Below are 17,706 nucleotides of genomic sequence, written 5' to 3'. Positions count from 1 at the left end.
TATTATTTACTTCTTAGTTATCAAATTCAGGATATTCACGTTTCATTCTGCGTAACCAACCTTCATATAAAGTATGGTAAGGGTCTGTGTCATTACCTTCATGAGGTAATCCAGCCATAACCTCTTTTTTCTGTTCAGGTACATGATCAACAATTGCTTCATTTACATTGACCACACCTTGTGGGCTTCCAAGAGCACGTGTTTGAATCTTACAAGATTTTTCAAGGAAGAACATATAAAAGAATGCTTCACTAATTGTTTCGCCAACAGATAATGTACCGTGGTTTCTGAGCATTAATATTTTTTTATCTCCAATATCCGACAACATTCTAGGTCCTTCAGCAGCATCAACAACTACCCCTTCATAATCATGATAAGCAATGTTAGAGTGTATCAACATATCGTCTTGACAAAGAGGAAGTACGCCTTCTTTCATTGCAGATACAGCCACGCCATCTACAGTATGCAGGTGCATTGCCGAATTGATAGAATCATTACCGAATATTAATCCAGAGTGAATATTCCATCCTGCTTTATTTAATTGGTATCCATTGTCTGTAAGTATTGTTCCATCTTTTCTGACTTTAATTAAAGATGAAGCAGTAATTTCATCGAATGTTAAACCGAATGGATTTAATAATAAACAATCAGGTTCTCCAGGTACTCTCGCTGAAAGGTGTCCGAAAGTTGTGAATTCAAATCCTAAATAATAAAAAGCTCTATATGCAGCAGCTAACTCTACTCTTGTATTCCACTCTGCAGTTGTAACTTGTTCTTTAATAGATTTCATAATGTTCTTTTTTTTAGTGTTTTATAAATTTGTTTTGATGTTACAAATGTAGAGGGTGACAAAAGTTTTTAGCCGTAAAATCCTGTTAGCAATGCGTAAATTCCTGTGAGAATGTTTATCTTATATTTTAATCTAAAATAGTATGAGTAAGCATATCAAGTTAAATAATAACCCAGTTACTAATCAGTTGGTTAAGCTCCAAGAAGCCTTAGGTGGAGAATTGATAACTGAAAACCATTTAGTTATTGATAATGATATTCTTGTAGGAGATATACATTATTATAGTAATGGTTATACTGATTTTACTATTGTAGAAGTGGAGGTAAAAGAAGACCTAAAGATTGAGTTTTTTCATATAGACGATTTTCATTATACCGCACAGTTTTTTGGTGAAAATCTAATTTATACAAACAAAAAAAATGAAGACATTAAGGTGTCAATTCCTAATGGCTTTTTTATTTTAAAAGATGCAGAATCTATTTATATGCATTTTAAGAAAGGAGAAAAAGTTAAACAGGTAACAATATATTTTACAAAGGAAATTTTAAGAGACGAAACGAATACTTTTTTGGAGAAGTTAGCCAGTTTTGTTTTTCATGAAGGTGATACCAACTTAAGGCTATGGAAAAGAACTGCTTTTAATTCTAAACCCCTTGATGAAGATTTAAGGGAAGAATGGTACCTATTAAAAATGATGGAGTTGAATTTAATTTTTCAAAACGTTATTAGAACATTAGGTACTAAAGGTGAGAAAAGAATCTATTCTGATTATGAAATTGATATAGCTTTCTTGATAAAAAAAGTAATTATTGAAGATGTTAAGAATAAACCTGTTGTGTCTGAACTTGCGTTAGAATATGGAATTAATTTAAATAAATTAGAAAAAATATTTAGGCATGTATTTAATGAAACCATTTATCAATTCTACAAAACGGTTAGAATTAATAAAGTAAAAGAAGAAATTTACACAACAGACAAAGCATTTACAGAGATAGCATATGATTATGGATATACAGATGTAAACCATATGTCTAAGAATTTTAAGGCTAATTTTGGAGTTACACCTACACAGTTTAAAGAAAGTAAATAGAAAATTAAAGCCCTCAATTATTTTTAGTAATTGAGGGCTTTAATTCTTGTAAAGAAAATCTAGTTAAGATTCGGCTGAGGCGTCATTCTTAAATAAGGCTTTACTTCTGTATATCCTTTAGGGAAAATACCTGGAATATCTTCAGTTTTCACAGCAGGAACAACTACACAATCATCACCATTTTCCCAGTTTGCAGGAGTGGCAACTTTATGATAAGCCGTTAACTGTAAAGAATCAATTACTCTTAGTAACTCGTTAAAGTTTCTACCTGTAGATGCAGGGTAAGTAATAATTAATTTTACTTTTTTGTCTGGATCAATAACAAAAACAGACCTTACTGTCAGTTTGCTATCAGCATTAGGGTGAATCATATCATATAATTCTGATACTTTTCTGTCTTCGTCTGCTATGATAGGGAAATCAACAGTAGTGTTTTGCGTCTCATTGATGTCTTTAATCCATCCTTTATGAGATGCTAAACCATCTACACTAAGTGCAGCTACTTTTACATTTCTGCTAGCAAACTCATCTTTATACTTTGCTACAGTACCAAGTTCTGTAGTACAAACAGGAGTATAATCTGCAGGGTGAGAGAATAGGATTCCCCAGCTATCTCCTAGCCAGTTATGAAAATCAATTTCTCCTTCAGAAGTTTGTGCAGTGAAATTAGGGGCTACATCGCCCAAGCGAATAGTTGACATTTTTAATTAGTTTTTAAGGTGTAAATAAGAAATCGATTTTGAGTAGTTCGATTTACTGTTATCAATGTTAGACATATAATTATGAAAAAACAATCATTGATATAATAAATGTCAATTTGAGTTGACAGAGTATTTCAATTAGCATAAATTATACTACTAAGTGTTTAATATTGTTACTATTTAATACTATATCAAGATTATGAATGATTTGTGCTAGAATCCTCTTTTGAAATGAGAGATATTGCGATACATACTTAAAGACGAAAAAATGAATAACAAGTTAATCCTATTATTACTGCTTATAAGTAATATCACTTATGGGCAAAGAACAGAAACACTCTTAAAAAACAATTGGAAATTTAGTAAAGGTGATTTTGAAGAAGCAATAGAAGTTGATTTTGATGATTCCGCTTGGGAGTCAATTAGTATACCTCATGATTGGGCAATTAAAGGTCCTTTTAATAAGGAAAATGATATTCAGCGAGTTAAAATTCTTCAAGATGGTGAAAAGAAAGCTACTGAAAAATCTGGAAGAACTGGTGCTTTACCTTATATGGGAACTGCTTGGTATAGGTTAAAATTTAATGTTTCAAACCAATCACTTGATAAGAAAGTCATTCTTCATTTTGATGGAGCAATGAGTGAAGCTAAAGTATATATTAATGGTAAATTTGTAGGGGAACATCCTTATGGCTATGCTTACTTTTACTTTGATATAGGTGAGTTTATTACTGAAGGAGAAAATACATTATCCGTTCGTTTACATAATGAACCAAAATCTTCTAGATGGTATCCTGGAGCTGGAATTTATAGAAACGTAAAGCTAATAGTAAAGAATAAAGATGCTGTTGAACGTTGGGGAACAACTATTTCAACACCTTTTGCAGATCAAGAGAATGCGAAAGTTATTGTATCAACAAAAACAATTGGAGCTGTAGATAAAGTAGTGAATGAGATCGTTACTTTAGAAGGTAAATCAGTTTCTAAAACAGAGAGTAGTGATAAATTTGGTTCAACTTTCGAAACTATTTTGGCTGTTCCTCAACCTAAATTATGGTCGCCTGAAACACCAAATTTATACAGATTAATTACTACCACTTATAAAGATGGAGTAGCAACGGATCAGATAAAGAAAACATTTGGTATTCGTACAATCTCTTATACTTCTGAAAAAGGTTTTGAGTTAAATGGTAAGCAAAGGAAATTTAAAGGAGTTTGTTTACACCATGATCTTGGACCTATCGGAATTGCTATAAATAGATCGGCTTTAAAAAGACAATTGGTATTGATGAAAGAAATGGGAGCAGATGCCATCCGTACTGCTCATAACATGCCATCAATAGAACAATTAGAACTTTGTGATGAGTTGGGATTAATGGTAATTGCTGAAAGTTTTGATGAGTGGAAAAAGCCAAAGGTAAAAAATGGTTACAATAGATTTTTTGATGATTGGGCCAAAATTGATGTTGAGAATTTAGTTAGAGCAACAAAGAACCACCCCTCAATTATTATGTGGAGTGCAGGAAACGAAGTACCTGACCAATGGGGAACTGCCGGTGTAAAAAGAGCAAAATGGTTACAAGATATTTTTCATAAAGAAGATCCAACACGTCCAGTTACTGTTGGAATGGATCAGGTAAAAGCAGTTATGGAAAATGGTTTTGGGGCTATTCTTGATATTCCAGGACTTAATTATAGAACGCATTTATACGAAGAAGCTTTCGAAGTTTTTCCTCAAGGATTTGTTTTAGGATCTGAAACAGCGTCTACGGTAAGTTCTAGAGGGGTTTATAAATTTCCAGTAGAGGAATTTAAAAAGAAGAAATATCCTGATTTTCAAAGCTCATCTTATGATTTAGAAGCTTGCCCTTGGTCCAATATTCCAGAAGATGATTTTATTTTGCAGGATGACAAACCTTGGGTTTTAGGTGAGTTTGTTTGGACAGGTTTTGATTACCTTGGCGAGCCGTCACCTTATAATGAAGAGTGGCCTTCTAGGAGTTCTTATTTTGGGATTTGTGATTTAGCAGGTATCCCGAAAGACCGTTTTTACTTGTACAAAAGTAGATGGAATACTAATGAAGAGACATTACATATTTTGCCACATTGGAATTGGGAAGGAAGAGAAGGAGAAATAACACCTGTTTTTGTATATACAAACTATGATAAAGCAGAGTTATTCATCAACGGTAAAAGTCAAGGAATTAGAATAAAAGATAAGACTACACGACTTGATCGTTATAGGTTACGTTGGATGGATGTAAAATACGAGCCAGGAACTGTAAAAGTGGTTGCTTATGATAAAAATGATAAGATAGTTGCTGAACAAGAAATTCGTACTGCAGGAAAACCTCATCATTTAAAATTAGAAGCAGACAGATCTGAAATAACGGCTAATGGAGAAGATATTAGTTTTGTTACTGTTTCTGTAGTAGATAAAAATGGAATAGAATGCCCAACAGCAAATATCCCACTTATTTTTTCTGTAAAAGGAGCAGCCGATTTTAGAGCTGTTTGTAATGGAGATGCAACATCATTAGAGATGTTCCATTTACCAAAAATGAAGACTTTTAATGGAAAACTTGTAGTGCTTGTAGAAGCAAAAAATACAAAAGGTTCGGCTACTTTAACGGTAAAAGGGAAAGGTTTAAAGTCTAATCAGATAAATTTGAAAGTGCAATAAGCTAACTTTTTGATAACGAAAACGGGCTTCTAGAAAATCATCTAGAAGCCCGTTTTCATTAACAATCAATCTTTATTATTTTAGAGGTTTAGCAACACCATAGATTACTGTTATACCTTTTCCGCCACCTTTAGTAGAATTTCTTTCGCCGTTATTTAAACCAACAACACTTGGTTCGTTATCCCAGTTGTTAGCAACCCACACATTCCCAACATGGTCTACAACAACGTCTGTTACACATTGAATAATTCCACTTTTAAAGTTGTGAATAAGTTCACCTTTTTTGATTCCAAGCATTACATTATCTTTAGTAGCAATACTTAAAACACTACCTGATAAAAAGTTAGCATCCCAAAGTGTATTTGCTCCATCTACTGATACTCCCCAAGGACCACAGATTTGGTTTCCTTTACTAGGAATTACTAAAGCGGGTTTAGTAGGATTGTTTTTATTTAAAAGAACTACAGATCCAACAGTTTTTTTAGTGGCATAAGGCCATTTTTCAGAAGAAAATCTACCTAAGAAAGTGAATTGTTCCATTATTGTCATTGTAGGGTCAACTTGAGGTACTTTAGTGTCTAAATTAAAAGTGTTATTTGCCCAAACTTGATCGTTATTGTCTATTACTAAACCTCTAACCGAAATTCCTTCTGTACTATAAGTAGTTGTTTTAGAGGGAGTATTACCATTAAACATTGTCACATAATAACCGGCGCTGTTACCAACCCATACATTGTTTTTACTATCTACAACTACACTAAAAGGCGACATTAAACCAGGTACTTTTACAACTTCACCTTTTAAAGGATTACCACCTCTAAAAACAATCATTTGGTTCATAGTTGCATCACAAATCCAAACATCGTGTGTAACTGGAGAAGAATAAATACCATGAAGGTTACCTACTTTTCCGTGAATTTCTGTTTTGATTGGTTTTCCATTGAAATCAAAAGCAGATACACCACCTGTAAAACTACTTAACCAAACTTTAGAACTATCAGCATATGTACCCCAACCTACACCGTTAATATTAGGACCAACAAAACCTGTAACTGCAGGCGATAGTGCTTTTCCGTTAGATGCTAGCTTAACTAAGCCACCACCAATACCTCTCAAAGTATTTGATTGAGAACCCGGCATCCAGTTTTGACCACTCCAAATATTATTATCTTTATCTACAACTAACTTTCCAGGAGCATAAACCCCTCCGCCATTAAATTCTAACATTAAAGCAAAATCATTAGGAGTTTGTTCTAGATAAGGAACAAATGCTACTTCTCTTAAATCATCATTAATTCTTGGATAAACAGAGGTAAATAATTTAAAAATTTGTTCTTTTTGAAACCAAGAGTGTTTAAACATCTTAGCAAGAGCATCTACTGTATTTGTAGCGTTTTCATTTTTAGTTAGAAAAGTATTTTTTATTGTTGTTGAAGATATTTTCCCGTTATCTACAGCTACTAAAATATTTGCAAGGGTATTTATTCTACCCATTGTAGTAGATTCGGTCAAGTTGTCTCCATTAAGAATAATTTTACCCCAAGAACCTGTGTTTTTATTCACAAAGTTCTCCATATTATCAGATGCAAGGACCAATAATTTATGTTTCCCAGCAAGTTTTCCATTTTCTATAAATTGAGCAAACACTGCAGATGTAGTTACAGTAGTTAACGCATTTACTGTAATAGCTTTCTTTGCATCTTTTTTATTAATTACTGTAGAGTACGTAACAAAAGGATTATTTTTTGATGCAGCTTCTAAAAGAATTACATCGTTGTTTTTTAAGCTATCTTCTAGAGTAATTGTAAAGTTTCCGCTGCTATCGGTAAGTACTTCTCCAATTGATAAGGTAGTATCTTTACCATATTTGTAAGCTTCTATAGTAAAGTTACCTTTAGAGAATTTCTGAACGTTACCTTTAATTGTATAGGTTAAGTTTGTATTATTTTGACAATTAGAAAGAAAGAAAATTCCTGATACGATAACTATTAAAGCAGAAAAAAGTGTAATTAGATTGCGTTTCATATTATTGTTTTTTTGATGAACTATACTCTACAAAACGCCAATAATTAGAGTTGCTCTTTCAAAAAATCATTGCAGAATTTCATATTTTAACTTCTTTATCAAAAAAACACTTTTTACTAAAGGTTAAGGTTAATATTAAATCTACCCCATTTAGGATAATAAGGAGGGAAATTACTTTCAGGATCGTAGGTAATTCTATCCCAATTGTATTCTAAAGAACCAAAGTGATAAGACAAAACAAACCCAATAGATACCTTGTAAAGTAATTTTGGAGTCATGTTATATGGAATTACATATGGAGAGGATTCAAAAGATATAAGACTACCAGACATCTCTCCATCATATAAATTTAGTTCTGCACCAGTAATAAATTTTACATAGAACTGGTTTGGCTTAAAGTGATGATGTACCCAATTAGATATAGCAGACCTTCTCACTTCTTCATCACCGATCCAAAAAGATTCTGCATACTTTGCTTTTGAGTAACGTGTTTTTCTAATAGAATAGAAGTTATCAAGGTTCGTTTTCTTAGAGTAAGGTCGTTCGGCTTGAATAAAATAATCATTAAAGATGCCTAAACGTAAAAATAGAGAACCTTCAAAAGACATATCCATTGTACCTACAGTACCTCTTCCTACAAGAAATACATCAGAATATTTAAAAGAAGAAATAAAGTTATGCATTACCTCGGCTGTATAATTAAGGTATAAACCATTGGCAATTTGATTGTCCCAACCATCAATACTACCGTTTCCAATTAAATTATGAAAACCATTTTGGAAAGTTTTTGCACCCGAAAGTTCACCTACAAACCCAACATCTAAACGTGTTTTAATAACTATTCCATTAGATGGGTTAAAAGCTTGCCTTGTTAAAGAAAGGTAGGTTACGCCACAATATGGAATGTCAGAAGAGTCTACTTCCGTAAGTTGAGAGTTTCTTGGAGTATACATTTTATGTACAATACCAAAATCAAATAAACTATGTCCTTCTTTCTGAGCGAATAAAAAAGAACGCGTAAACTTATTATCAAGCCCTTTAAACCCTACTTTTATTTCTGCTCCAAAACTATAAAACTGATCTGTAGATTGTACTAGAAATAAATCTTCGTCAACCGTTAAGCGTATATAGAAGGGTTCTTTATCCTTATCATTTTCTTGAGCAAGAACCGTTGTATTAAAAATTAGAGTAAAGAGTAAAAAGAAATAATAGTGAAACTTCATTATAGATGATTGGATGGAATTATAAGTAGGGAACTAACCTGTAGGTGTATTAAAATTTTATTTTGCAGATTGATAAAACATTAAAGTGATACGTAATTAAACACTCTTTCTTTAATATTATTATTTGATGTATATCGACAAAAGTATATGAAATAATGAATTGTAAAATTAGTTAATTTTAAGAGGACTATATCGATAAAGAGAGATTATAACCTAAAAGTGATAAACATTAACAGTTGGTTAATACACTATATTTAGATTTTTAATCTATTTGTTGCTGTCTGAACTTTCCGGGAGTAAAACCTGTATTTTTTTTAAATGCATACGTAAAATGTGCACTCTGTTGGTAACCAACCTTTTCGGCAACAGTACTTATAGGTAATTTTGTAGTGGTGAGTAATTGTTTGGCATGTTCAATTCTAGTTCTTGTAGCATATTCAAAAATTGTCTCCTTGTAGGCATCTTTAAAATATTTTTTTAAATAAGACGTATTTAAACCCACAGATTTGGCTAAATCTGGAATAGAATATTGAACATGTAAGTTATTATCTATTGCTTGTTTCACACTAAGAACTTGTTCAGAATATTGATGCGTTATTTCAGTTTCTTTTTTTGAAAACAGTTCTGTTATTTCAGATAGTACTTCAATAATTTTTGCATTTAAGAACATCAATTGGCAGAGCCCTCTTTTAGGAGTTTCTGTAATTTCATGCAAAAGCTGTTGTACTTTAATATTGTATTTTGCTACCGGAAGTGATTTTTGATTAAAAATAGGTTTCATCATCTCTTCTAATGAAGAAGTAAAAACACTTTGATTAAAATACGCATCAGAAAGTTCTAAAATAATAAGTTCTCCGTTGGTACTTTGATTGATTTCGATCTTTAAATCAATTTGATGGTAAATAACAAAATGTTGTTTCTCTAGTACTTTCTCTATACCTAAAATTGAAAAATTGGCAGTTTCATTTTCATCAACATTAAAAACAAAATACTTTTTACTTTGGTCGAATGAAATAATTTGAGGAGCAATAGTAAAGCACTTCACTTTTACTTTATAAATACTACAACCTTTAAATTCTATAGAACGTATGCCTCCGCACGCACATCTTGATTGCCAATCGTAGGCAGATGTAGTTAAGCCAAATTCCTCAGTTGTATCTGTACAATTAAGATACTTACTAATAAATTCAGGAAGAGATGTACGCGAAAAGGATGCTACTTTCATTTTGTTAGTATAGCTGTATAGATTAAGTCGTTTTTTATTTATATCTGCACAAATGTAGCTTTATTTAGATTAATTAAAAATAATTCGATATTTCCTATACTAGAATATATGTAGTTATTATGTTGATAATTAGCTATTTAAATTGTTTTAGGTCTCTTTTTATAAATCATTTAGTTTGCTTTTTTTCTGATTTCGTAAAAATCATTTCCGATTTCGATAAACCTTCTACAATCATTTCGTCTACTTTTGTCTCATTATTATTTAGAATCAATTTAAATAAAAGATGAAAAACGGACTTAATATATTTTTGACTATTCTACTTTTTGGAATGTTTTCTTGTACTACTAAGCAAGAAACAAAAGAAACATCGGCAGCGACTTCTCAAGAAAAAATTGCAGTATTATTGGTAAATCATGGTTCACATTCTAAAGGATGGAGAAAAATGTTGACTGATATTGAAGATGACGTGAAAGGAGATATCATGAAAAGTGGTGAAATTGCTGAAGTACGTACGGCATTTATGGAATACACAGAGCCTTCTATTGCTACTCAGATGAAAAAATTTGATGCAGAAGGATATGATAGAGTAATTGTTGTTCCTATCTTTTTAACAATCTCATCGCATACTAGCAACGACATTCCTAATATTGTAGGATTAGCAAACGACCCTAAAGTTAAGGCAAGCTTAAAAGAAGAGGGAATAGAAACATACACATCTAAAGCGAGAGTAATTGTTACGCCATTATTAGATTTCCCAACTGTATTAAAGAAAAACATTACACGTAGAGCAAAAGCATTATCGAATGGTTCTGGTGATGAAGGTGTTGCTTTAATTGCTTATGGTGATGAGGAATTTAACCAGCAATGGGAAGAAATGGTAGAAGATATTGGTCGTTATTTAAAAGCACAAACAGGTATTGGTTCTATCTCTTACGGGTGGTGTGGTCACTTGGTAAGGTATTCTTCTGAGCCAACAAAAAAGGCCATTGATCAAATTCTTGATTTAGAAGAAAGAGCAATTGTAATACCTGTGCTTGTGGCTAATGACGAACATTTCCAAGGAGAAATTATTCAGAATGGTGTAGATATGGTAGAAGATCAGAAACGTGTTGTTTACAAGCAAGATGCAATTCTTCCTGATGCTAACATCAACAAGTGGGTAGTGAAAATTGTTGCAGAAACAGTGGCAGAAGTGACTGGTAAAACGGTAGCTAAAAACTAGAATAGCACAACACAATGCGTAAAGGTCTAAAAATAGATTATAGAAAATCTGTGCTCACAGGGATTGTTCTAAGCGTATTTGCTTTCTTTGCATACAACGGACCGTTGGAGAGAAAGGGATTACATCCGAATATTTCTACTATCGAGAATGAGTTTTTTGCTCCTAAGTTGGTAACTGCTTTTAAACAAAAGCATACTAAAGAAGCAGGCTTAATTTCTGAAGGTAAAAGTTATATTCTAGGCGAATACGGATTAATTCGACCTCAAAAACAAAAGAGAACCAAAGAAGCTGGTTTACTTTCTTTTGAGTCGGGAATGGGAGAATCGCTACATAATAAAGAGTGGGCAGAGGCCATAGCAAAACGACTTCAGAAAAAATATGACGACGATGCTGAAGTTGTTGTTAAAATGAAAGGAGATCTTTGCTATGCTGAAATCTATGAGGGCAATAAACTTCGTTATCTGTATTTCGAAAATTTGCTTCATAATACAGTTCAAGGTTTTTCTGGACCAATTTACATGGGTGTAGAAACTACTTTAAGCGGACGCATTGAAGAAGTATCTTATATTACTTCTAAAGAAACAGAAAGTTACCTGAGAAAGGTATTAAGAAGTGGTTATCTGGAGCAGTATCAAAATTTAAACATGAATTCCACAGATCATGTTATTGATGCTGTTTCTGGAGCAACTATTACTACAAGAGCAATGGCAGAAGGCGTGACAGAAGCATTTACAGCCACTGCTCCTCAGGTACTTTCAACATATTATACTTTTGATGTGGATGTATTCCATGTTGATGCAGAATTAACGTATTGGTGGATTTTACATGCAATTGTTATAGCAGGGATATTCCTCTATGCGGTGCTTCCACAGGTAAAAAAGACAAAGAAGAATAGACTTTTTGTATCCCTTTTTACAATGGCGTATATAGGGTTTGGCATGAATAGCTCGTTTACGTATATCACTTTCTTAATGCCATTTATGGGTACAGAAGTCTCTCTTTTTCTCTCAATTTATGCCTTATTTACTTTACTAGCAGCTATTTGGGGAAAGAATGCATATTGTTCTTATGTCTGTCCGTTTGGGGCCGCACAAATGATAACACTTAGATACTCTCCTTTCAAATCTAAGAAATTATTTATCACTAATAAACAGGCAGAATACATACGCTATGTACTTACAATTGTACTTGTAGGAGGCTTTGTTTATGGGTACAAAGAACTAGGTAACTATGAGTTATTTCCAGATCTTTTCAGTACAGAAATCTCGTCTTATTGGCTTTATGTAGCTATTGCTTTTATAGTGATATCAGCAAAATATCCAATGCTTTGGTGTAGAGTGGCCTGTCCTACAGGTTGTGTATTAGATGGTTTAAAAGACCTTTCTACAGTAAAAAAAGCAAAGGGAAAAAAGATTGTTATACCAAGAAAAAAAATCCATAAAGTGGCTATTTAGTCTAAAGGATATGGAAACAAAAAAACTTATTAGTGTACTATTACTTTTGTGTTCAACAATGGTAATGGCACAAACACAAAAAATGTCTATCGATGTAATTGATGCAACAGAACATTTGCCGTTAATTGGAGCACATGTTTGTTTAGAATCAACTACAGGTAAAAAGATGTATTTTACAACAAATGCAGAAGGACATGTAGATGTTCCTTATCAACAAAATACTCTTTGTTCTGTCTCTTTTACAGGTTTCAAAACCAATAAATTTGTTATTAATACTACAGCAGAGAAGGTAGCTTTAAAACCAGATTTATTAATGTTAGATCAGGTAGTGAAAACGGCCAGTGTTACTCCTCAAAAAGTAGATGAATCTATTTATAAAATTAATGTAATTGATGGAGCAACATTGGAGAAGCAAGGCGTACAAACTGTACAAGATGCACTTCGTTTTCAACCCAATATTAACTTAACACAAGACGGTGTACTCGGAACTAAAATTGTGATGCAAGGTTTAGAGGGGCAGCATGTAAAAATATTAATTGATGGTATGCCCGTAGTGGGTAGACAAGACGGAAATATTGATTTGTCTCAACTAGATGCTAGTGCAATAGATCATATAGAAGTGATTGAAGGACCAATGTCTGTAGTGTATGGTTCTAATGCTTTGGCAGGAACAATTAATATAATTACGAAAGAAAATAAGTACCATAAAATTACAGCACAGGCAAAAGTATATGCGGAGTCTGTTGGTGTATTAAGTACTGATGCGAGTGTTTCTGGAGCAAAGAAAAACCATAAATGGGGTACTAGTGCAGGAGCAAGGCTATTTAATGGTTTTGATTTAGATAATGCTACTAGAGCAATGAATTGGAACCCGAAAGACCAATACAATGCGGATGCATATTATGGATACAAATGGAAAGGTTGGGATACTAAGTTTGGTGTAAGATGGGGCAGAGAAGAACTGACTTATTTAGGAAATTACCTCTCTCCAAACAGAGCTTTTGATGATAAATTTACAACGGATAGAATAACATATTACGGACAGTTTAATAAGCAATTTGCAAATGGAGATGCTTTCCAAGGTATGCTATCATACAATACTTATAACAGAGAAGGACAACAGTATTTTGTAAAAGAAGATGAAGGAACATCTACGGCTAAAGGAGATGCCACAACAGATGCTTTCCAAACTTTGAATGCTCGTTTATCTTATGCTAAAACTATAAATGATTGGTGGAAATTAACGGCAGGATATGAGTTGACAGAAGAACAAGGACAAGGTGCAAAAATAAAAGACAATTCAGGAATGATGGAAAATGCTGTATGGACAGATATGAATATTTCAATTTCAGAACGATGGGCTTTTCAGCCAGGAGTACGTTTTCTTCATCACAATGCTTTTGATGCTCCACTTATTTATTCTGCACATTTAAAATACGATGATACGAGTTCTTGGGCAGGGAGATTATCTTTTGCAAAAGGATTTAGAGCACCGTCTTTAAAAGAAATGTACATGGATTTTGTCGATACAAACCATCAAATTTATGGTAATGAAAACCTTACTCCAGAAACGTCTTACAGTTTAACGGGTAGCTTATCAAAAAATATTGAACTAACAGAAAGTGCAGTTGTAAGGGTAGAAGCATCTGGGTTTTATAACCATCTTTTTGATGTAATAGAATTAGCACAAGGGCAAGACGGTGTTTCTTATGTATACACAAATGTTGCACAGAAAAAAACACATGGAGGTACTTTTAAAGTAGGATATAACAATAATAATAAATTAAAAATTGATGCAGGAGTGACGTTAACAGGGATAGGTTACGATCTTCAGAATACAGCAGATTTTAATTTTAGATATTCTACAGACCTGGTTTCTTCTGTTGCTTATTTCTGGCCATCAATTGATTTATCCGCTAGGTTAGATTACAAATATACAGGGGCCAGAGTACAATTAATGACTTCTGGAGAAGAGGGCGAAATAACAGAAGGAACTGTTGAAGCTTACAATATGCTCAACTTCTCTACCACAAAAACTTTTAAAAATAAACGCTACTCGGTAACGGGTGGAATCAAAAATATATTTGATGTAACCAATGTAACAAACACTACGCAAGGTGGGGCACACTCTGGGGCATCGAGTATGATGATTGCTTGGGGACGAACTTATTTCATCTCCTTAAAAATCAATCTCAGTAAAATTTAATAAACAGACAAACTTCAATTAATCGTATAAAACAATGAAAAAATTAGTTACACTTTTTATCGCATCTCTATTTATAACAGCTTGTACAGAAGATAAAAACGAGCCTTCGGTTCCAGAAGATACTTCATCTCATGAAATTCAAGTTTCATTATATAGTTCACCAGATGTTGAAGTAGAAATGATTGGTCATGATGGACAGCCAGCAAAAACTAAACTATCGTATAATCGTCAGGTTTTTGTTGACTTAGATGCAGCTACTGAAACTACAAATGCAGATACTGTAGGCTACCATTGGAATGATACACAATACACACATTTTGATTTATGGGAAACAGGTAAAGATGTTGCAGAAGGTAGCCAAGGATGGGACCTTGTTTTAGCTTATTATAATGGTAAAACTTTAGACCCAAGTTCTGGAACAGAAGTTCCTTACATGATGACAGGTGGTTTAATTAATAAAGGAGAGGTAAAAGCAATCCGTTTAAATAAAGAAGAAATTGAAGCAGAAGGTCAAATTTTTGTAGCGTATGATAACATTACTTACGCAGATGCTATTAAATTATCGTTAAATGAAGATGTGGATGCCATTGGTTCAGACTGGAAAGCATTAGATTTTGCCACTTTTACATTTCAAATAGTAGCAGATCAATACTATATCATAGAGTCATCAGATCAGAAGTTATACAAGCTTGCATTTACAGGTTTTTATAGTGATGAGGATGGTACAAAAGGTTTTCCAAAGTTTAAATTCCAAAGGTTAATCGCAGAGTAACACACAACACAGTACAATAGGGAAAATCAAAAATAGTCAAAGTCGTTTACTAGTGTAGAGATCTTTTATTGAGAGGTCTCTACATTTTTTTGTCTATGGTTGTATTCCTATACTTTTTGCTCTAGCTTAGATTAAACATTTTTTATCTCAATTAATTATATGATTGATATCCATCGAAATAAATTAAACATGAAACACTTCTTATTTATAGCCACATTTATTTTAACCTCTTTTATTGTGAATGCACAATCAAGATTAAAAGCCTATCAAATTTTTGATAAGGACGGTAAGGAAGTCACTTTCGAAGAAATGTCTAAGGCATTATCTTCTTACGATGTAGTTTTCTTTGGAGAGTTACATAATAATCCTATTGCTCATTGGTTACAATTTGAATTGGCACAGTCGTTAGCAAAAGCAAAAGACAATAATATTGTTTTTGGTGCAGAGATGTTCGAAAAAGACAATCAGATGGTTTTAGATGAATATTTGCAAGGATTTATTAAAGAGAAAACCATGATGAAAGATGGGAAAGCATGGGACAATCACTCTACAGATTATGCTCCTTTGGTTAACTTTGCAAAAGAAAAAAACATTCCATTTATTGCCACAAATGTACCAAGACGTTATGCGAGTATGGTATCTAAAAAAGGTTTGCCAGCTTTAGAAGAACTGAGCAAAATGGCAAAGAAAAAATACATTGCACCACTACCAATAGAAGTGCCTTATGAGTTACCTTCTTACAAAGAAATGGAAGCAATGATGTCTGGACACGGAATGTCTGGTCAGGCAAAAAACTTTGTAGCGGCTCAAGCTATTAAAGATGCTACAATGGGTCACTCTATTGTGAAAGGTTTAAAGAAAGAAAATAAAGGTAAATTGTTCTTACATTTTAATGGCAATTTCCACTCAAAGAACCATGAGGGAACTGTGTGGTATGTAAATAAGTACAATAAGAAATTAACTTCTGGTGTAATTTCTTTTGTAGAACAAGCTGATGTTTCTAAAGTTGCCGATGAGAACAAAGGCAATAATGAGTTTACAATAGTATGTACTTCTAACATGACGAAGACGTTTTAGAAAGTCTACATTTGTACATATATCTAACAGCCTTCTTTTCATGTAAACCATTTGATTTATGTGAAGAGAAGGCCTTTTTTATAGTTAAATCATATAAGATAATAGTCTTAATTAACTTTAATAGTAGTTAATAAACTTTTTGAATATCATGTATTTAATTGGGTAAATTGTTAGCTTTAGAAAGCAATCTTAGAATTTTGCAGCTCTCGATTTTAAATAAAATTAGACTAACAATTTTTCATCATGAAATATTTTATACTATTTCTTTTTACAATTATCTCCATTTCTATATCAGCCCAATCAATTACTGATTACAAAATTGGAGACGAGTACAAATCTTCCAAAGATATGATTCGTACTTCGGTGGCAGGTCTAGAAGGAACAATTTTTATCTATACTAATAAAAAGAATATCATAAGCTCTATTGGGTTTGTTCCAAGTCTTAATGGACATAATATAGAGAAAGTTTCTAGGCAACAATTCAGAAATTTTATAGCAAATTTACAAGGAATGTATGGTGTGCAGTTTGAAAGAACATTCGAAAATGATAGAAAAAAGCAACACTATATAGCTAAGCTTACTGATAGTGTTATTGCAATCACTATTGATGATTACGAAGAATCTAATAATAATGCAAGGACGAAAATGACGATGATGATTAATAAACGAAAGAAGAAATAGACTACTTTTTTCATTTCGTCAGCTGTTTTCTGCATTTCACCAAATAATATTCAATAGCAGTAGCTTGATCATGACATTTGATTTATCAATTAATCAAAAACGAAAAATGTTATGAAAACTAGTGTCAAATTAATTATTGTTTTAGTGTCTTCAATGGTAATGTTCTCTTGTTCAACAATGCCAAGTAGTGAAAATGTACTGCCAAAGAAAACGGTTATTCAATTGGCAGAAGAACCAACAGCAGGAAATTTTTTAACAGTATACCTACAACCAATTGAAAAAGTATGTAATGAAGTAATTATTGTTGAAGTTGAATTAAATAATTCATCAGGGTATAAACACATCGAGAGTATAGCAAGTGTAAATGGACTTGTTACTTTTTCACATGGGGTTACTCATGATTATGAATTTGATGGTGGAGGGCATTCAATTACTTTCAAAAATAAAAGTACTGGAGAATTGTTAGGAAGTACTTCTTTTTATCTTACTGAAACAGATTTAGAGAAAGATAAATATTATGTATCAGTTACATACAATAATTGCTATTAATAACCGAT

14 protein-coding genes are annotated in these 17,706 nt (G+C 32.6%); 9 read left to right on the top strand and 5 right to left on the bottom strand.

Annotated features, from left to right (window positions below):
• Positions 1-13: 13 nt before the first annotated feature.
• Complete coding sequence (locus KM029_RS09460) at positions 14-790, bottom strand: class II aldolase/adducin family protein (RefSeq protein WP_144073058.1); 777 nt, start codon at positions 788-790, stop codon at positions 14-16.
• Between the two features lie 142 nt (positions 791-932).
• Here KM029_RS09460 and KM029_RS09455 point away from each other — a divergent pair, with 142 nt between their 5' ends.
• The gene (locus KM029_RS09455) at positions 933-1,880 is read left to right on the top strand and encodes a helix-turn-helix domain-containing protein (protein ID WP_144073057.1); all 948 of its coding nucleotides are present in this window, start codon (positions 933-935) and stop codon (positions 1,878-1,880) included.
• A gap of 59 nt (positions 1,881-1,939) precedes the next feature.
• Here KM029_RS09455 and KM029_RS09450 read toward each other — a convergent pair whose 3' ends face one another.
• On the bottom strand, positions 1,940-2,581 hold the full coding sequence (locus tag KM029_RS09450; protein ID WP_144073056.1) for a peroxiredoxin: 642 nt from the start codon (positions 2,579-2,581) through the stop codon (positions 1,940-1,942).
• Positions 2,582-2,849: 268 nt separating this feature from the next.
• On the opposite strand from KM029_RS09450, the gene KM029_RS09445 reads away from it, so the two are divergent.
• On the top strand, positions 2,850-5,264 hold the full coding sequence (locus KM029_RS09445; protein ID WP_144073055.1) for a glycoside hydrolase family 2 TIM barrel-domain containing protein: 2,415 nt from the start codon (positions 2,850-2,852) through the stop codon (positions 5,262-5,264).
• 75 nt (positions 5,265-5,339) lie between these two features.
• Here KM029_RS09445 and KM029_RS09440 read toward each other — a convergent pair whose 3' ends face one another.
• The 3 genes from KM029_RS09440 to KM029_RS09430 form a co-directional block, all read right to left on the bottom strand.
• Entirely contained in the window at positions 5,340-7,289 is a 1,950-nt protein-coding gene (locus tag KM029_RS09440; protein ID WP_144073054.1) for an NHL repeat-containing protein, read from the bottom strand.
• Between the two features lie 116 nt (positions 7,290-7,405).
• The gene (locus tag KM029_RS09435) at positions 7,406-8,512 is read right to left on the bottom strand and encodes a lipid A-modifier LpxR family protein (RefSeq protein WP_144073053.1); all 1,107 of its coding nucleotides are present in this window, start codon (positions 8,510-8,512) and stop codon (positions 7,406-7,408) included.
• Positions 8,513-8,774: 262 nt separating this feature from the next.
• Positions 8,775-9,737, bottom strand: coding sequence for a helix-turn-helix domain-containing protein (locus KM029_RS09430; protein ID WP_144073052.1), 963 nt, complete (start codon positions 9,735-9,737; stop codon positions 8,775-8,777).
• A gap of 283 nt (positions 9,738-10,020) precedes the next feature.
• Between KM029_RS09430 and KM029_RS09425 the strand changes: the two genes are divergently transcribed.
• The 7 genes from KM029_RS09425 to KM029_RS09395 all read left to right on the top strand — a co-directional run bounded on the left by KM029_RS09425 (position 10,021) and on the right by KM029_RS09395 (position 17,698).
• On the top strand, positions 10,021-10,959 hold the full coding sequence (locus tag KM029_RS09425) for a sirohydrochlorin chelatase (protein WP_144073051.1): 939 nt from the start codon (positions 10,021-10,023) through the stop codon (positions 10,957-10,959).
• Between the two features lie 14 nt (positions 10,960-10,973).
• Complete coding sequence (locus tag KM029_RS09420) at positions 10,974-12,413, top strand: FMN-binding protein (protein ID WP_144073050.1); 1,440 nt, start codon at positions 10,974-10,976, stop codon at positions 12,411-12,413.
• 10 nt (positions 12,414-12,423) lie between these two features.
• Complete coding sequence (locus KM029_RS09415; protein ID WP_144073049.1) at positions 12,424-14,619, top strand: TonB-dependent receptor; 2,196 nt, start codon at positions 12,424-12,426, stop codon at positions 14,617-14,619.
• Between the two features lie 34 nt (positions 14,620-14,653).
• Positions 14,654-15,391, top strand: a complete 738-nt coding sequence (locus KM029_RS09410) for an HmuY family protein (protein WP_144073048.1) — start codon at positions 14,654-14,656, stop codon at positions 15,389-15,391.
• Between the two features lie 189 nt (positions 15,392-15,580).
• Entirely contained in the window at positions 15,581-16,468 is an 888-nt protein-coding gene (locus KM029_RS09405; protein WP_144073047.1) for a ChaN family lipoprotein, read from the top strand.
• Positions 16,469-16,711: 243 nt separating this feature from the next.
• Positions 16,712-17,149: a hypothetical protein gene (locus KM029_RS09400; protein WP_144073046.1), complete on the top strand. Its 438-nt coding sequence runs from the start codon at positions 16,712-16,714 to the stop codon at positions 17,147-17,149.
• 111 nt (positions 17,150-17,260) lie between these two features.
• Entirely contained in the window at positions 17,261-17,698 is a 438-nt protein-coding gene (locus KM029_RS09395; RefSeq protein ID WP_144073045.1) for a hypothetical protein, read from the top strand.
• The last annotated feature ends 8 nt before the right edge of the window (positions 17,699-17,706 follow it).

The organism is Flammeovirga kamogawensis (genome assembly GCF_018736065.1).
In the GTDB taxonomy this organism is placed as follows: Bacteria; Bacteroidota; Bacteroidia; order Cytophagales; family Flammeovirgaceae; genus Flammeovirga; species Flammeovirga kamogawensis.
This window is presented reverse-complemented; position numbering and strand designations above follow the sequence as displayed.

Excerpts from the sequence above, each read along its gene's own strand:
- KM029_RS09460 (WP_144073058.1), bottom strand. The coding sequence starts at position 790 with ATGAAATCTATTAAAGAACAAGTTACAACTGCAGAGTGGAATACAAGA.
- KM029_RS09405 (WP_144073047.1), top strand. The coding sequence starts at position 15,581 with ATGAAACACTTCTTATTTATAGCCACATTTATTTTAACCTCTTTTATT.
- KM029_RS09425 (WP_144073051.1), top strand. The coding sequence starts at position 10,021 with ATGAAAAACGGACTTAATATATTTTTGACTATTCTACTTTTTGGAATG.
- KM029_RS09450 (WP_144073056.1), bottom strand. The coding sequence starts at position 2,581 with ATGTCAACTATTCGCTTGGGCGATGTAGCCCCTAATTTCACTGCACAA.
- KM029_RS09415 (WP_144073049.1), top strand. The coding sequence starts at position 12,424 with ATGGAAACAAAAAAACTTATTAGTGTACTATTACTTTTGTGTTCAACA.
- KM029_RS09455 (WP_144073057.1), top strand. The coding sequence starts at position 933 with ATGAGTAAGCATATCAAGTTAAATAATAACCCAGTTACTAATCAGTTG.
- KM029_RS09435 (WP_144073053.1), bottom strand. The coding sequence starts at position 8,512 with ATGAAGTTTCACTATTATTTCTTTTTACTCTTTACTCTAATTTTTAAT.
- KM029_RS09430 (WP_144073052.1), bottom strand. The coding sequence starts at position 9,737 with ATGAAAGTAGCATCCTTTTCGCGTACATCTCTTCCTGAATTTATTAGT.
- KM029_RS09395 (WP_144073045.1), top strand. The coding sequence starts at position 17,261 with ATGAAAACTAGTGTCAAATTAATTATTGTTTTAGTGTCTTCAATGGTA.
- KM029_RS09400 (WP_144073046.1), top strand. The coding sequence starts at position 16,712 with ATGAAATATTTTATACTATTTCTTTTTACAATTATCTCCATTTCTATA.
- KM029_RS09410 (WP_144073048.1), top strand. The coding sequence starts at position 14,654 with ATGAAAAAATTAGTTACACTTTTTATCGCATCTCTATTTATAACAGCT.
- KM029_RS09420 (WP_144073050.1), top strand. The coding sequence starts at position 10,974 with ATGCGTAAAGGTCTAAAAATAGATTATAGAAAATCTGTGCTCACAGGG.
- KM029_RS09445 (WP_144073055.1), top strand. The coding sequence starts at position 2,850 with ATGAATAACAAGTTAATCCTATTATTACTGCTTATAAGTAATATCACT.
- KM029_RS09440 (WP_144073054.1), bottom strand. The coding sequence starts at position 7,289 with ATGAAACGCAATCTAATTACACTTTTTTCTGCTTTAATAGTTATCGTA.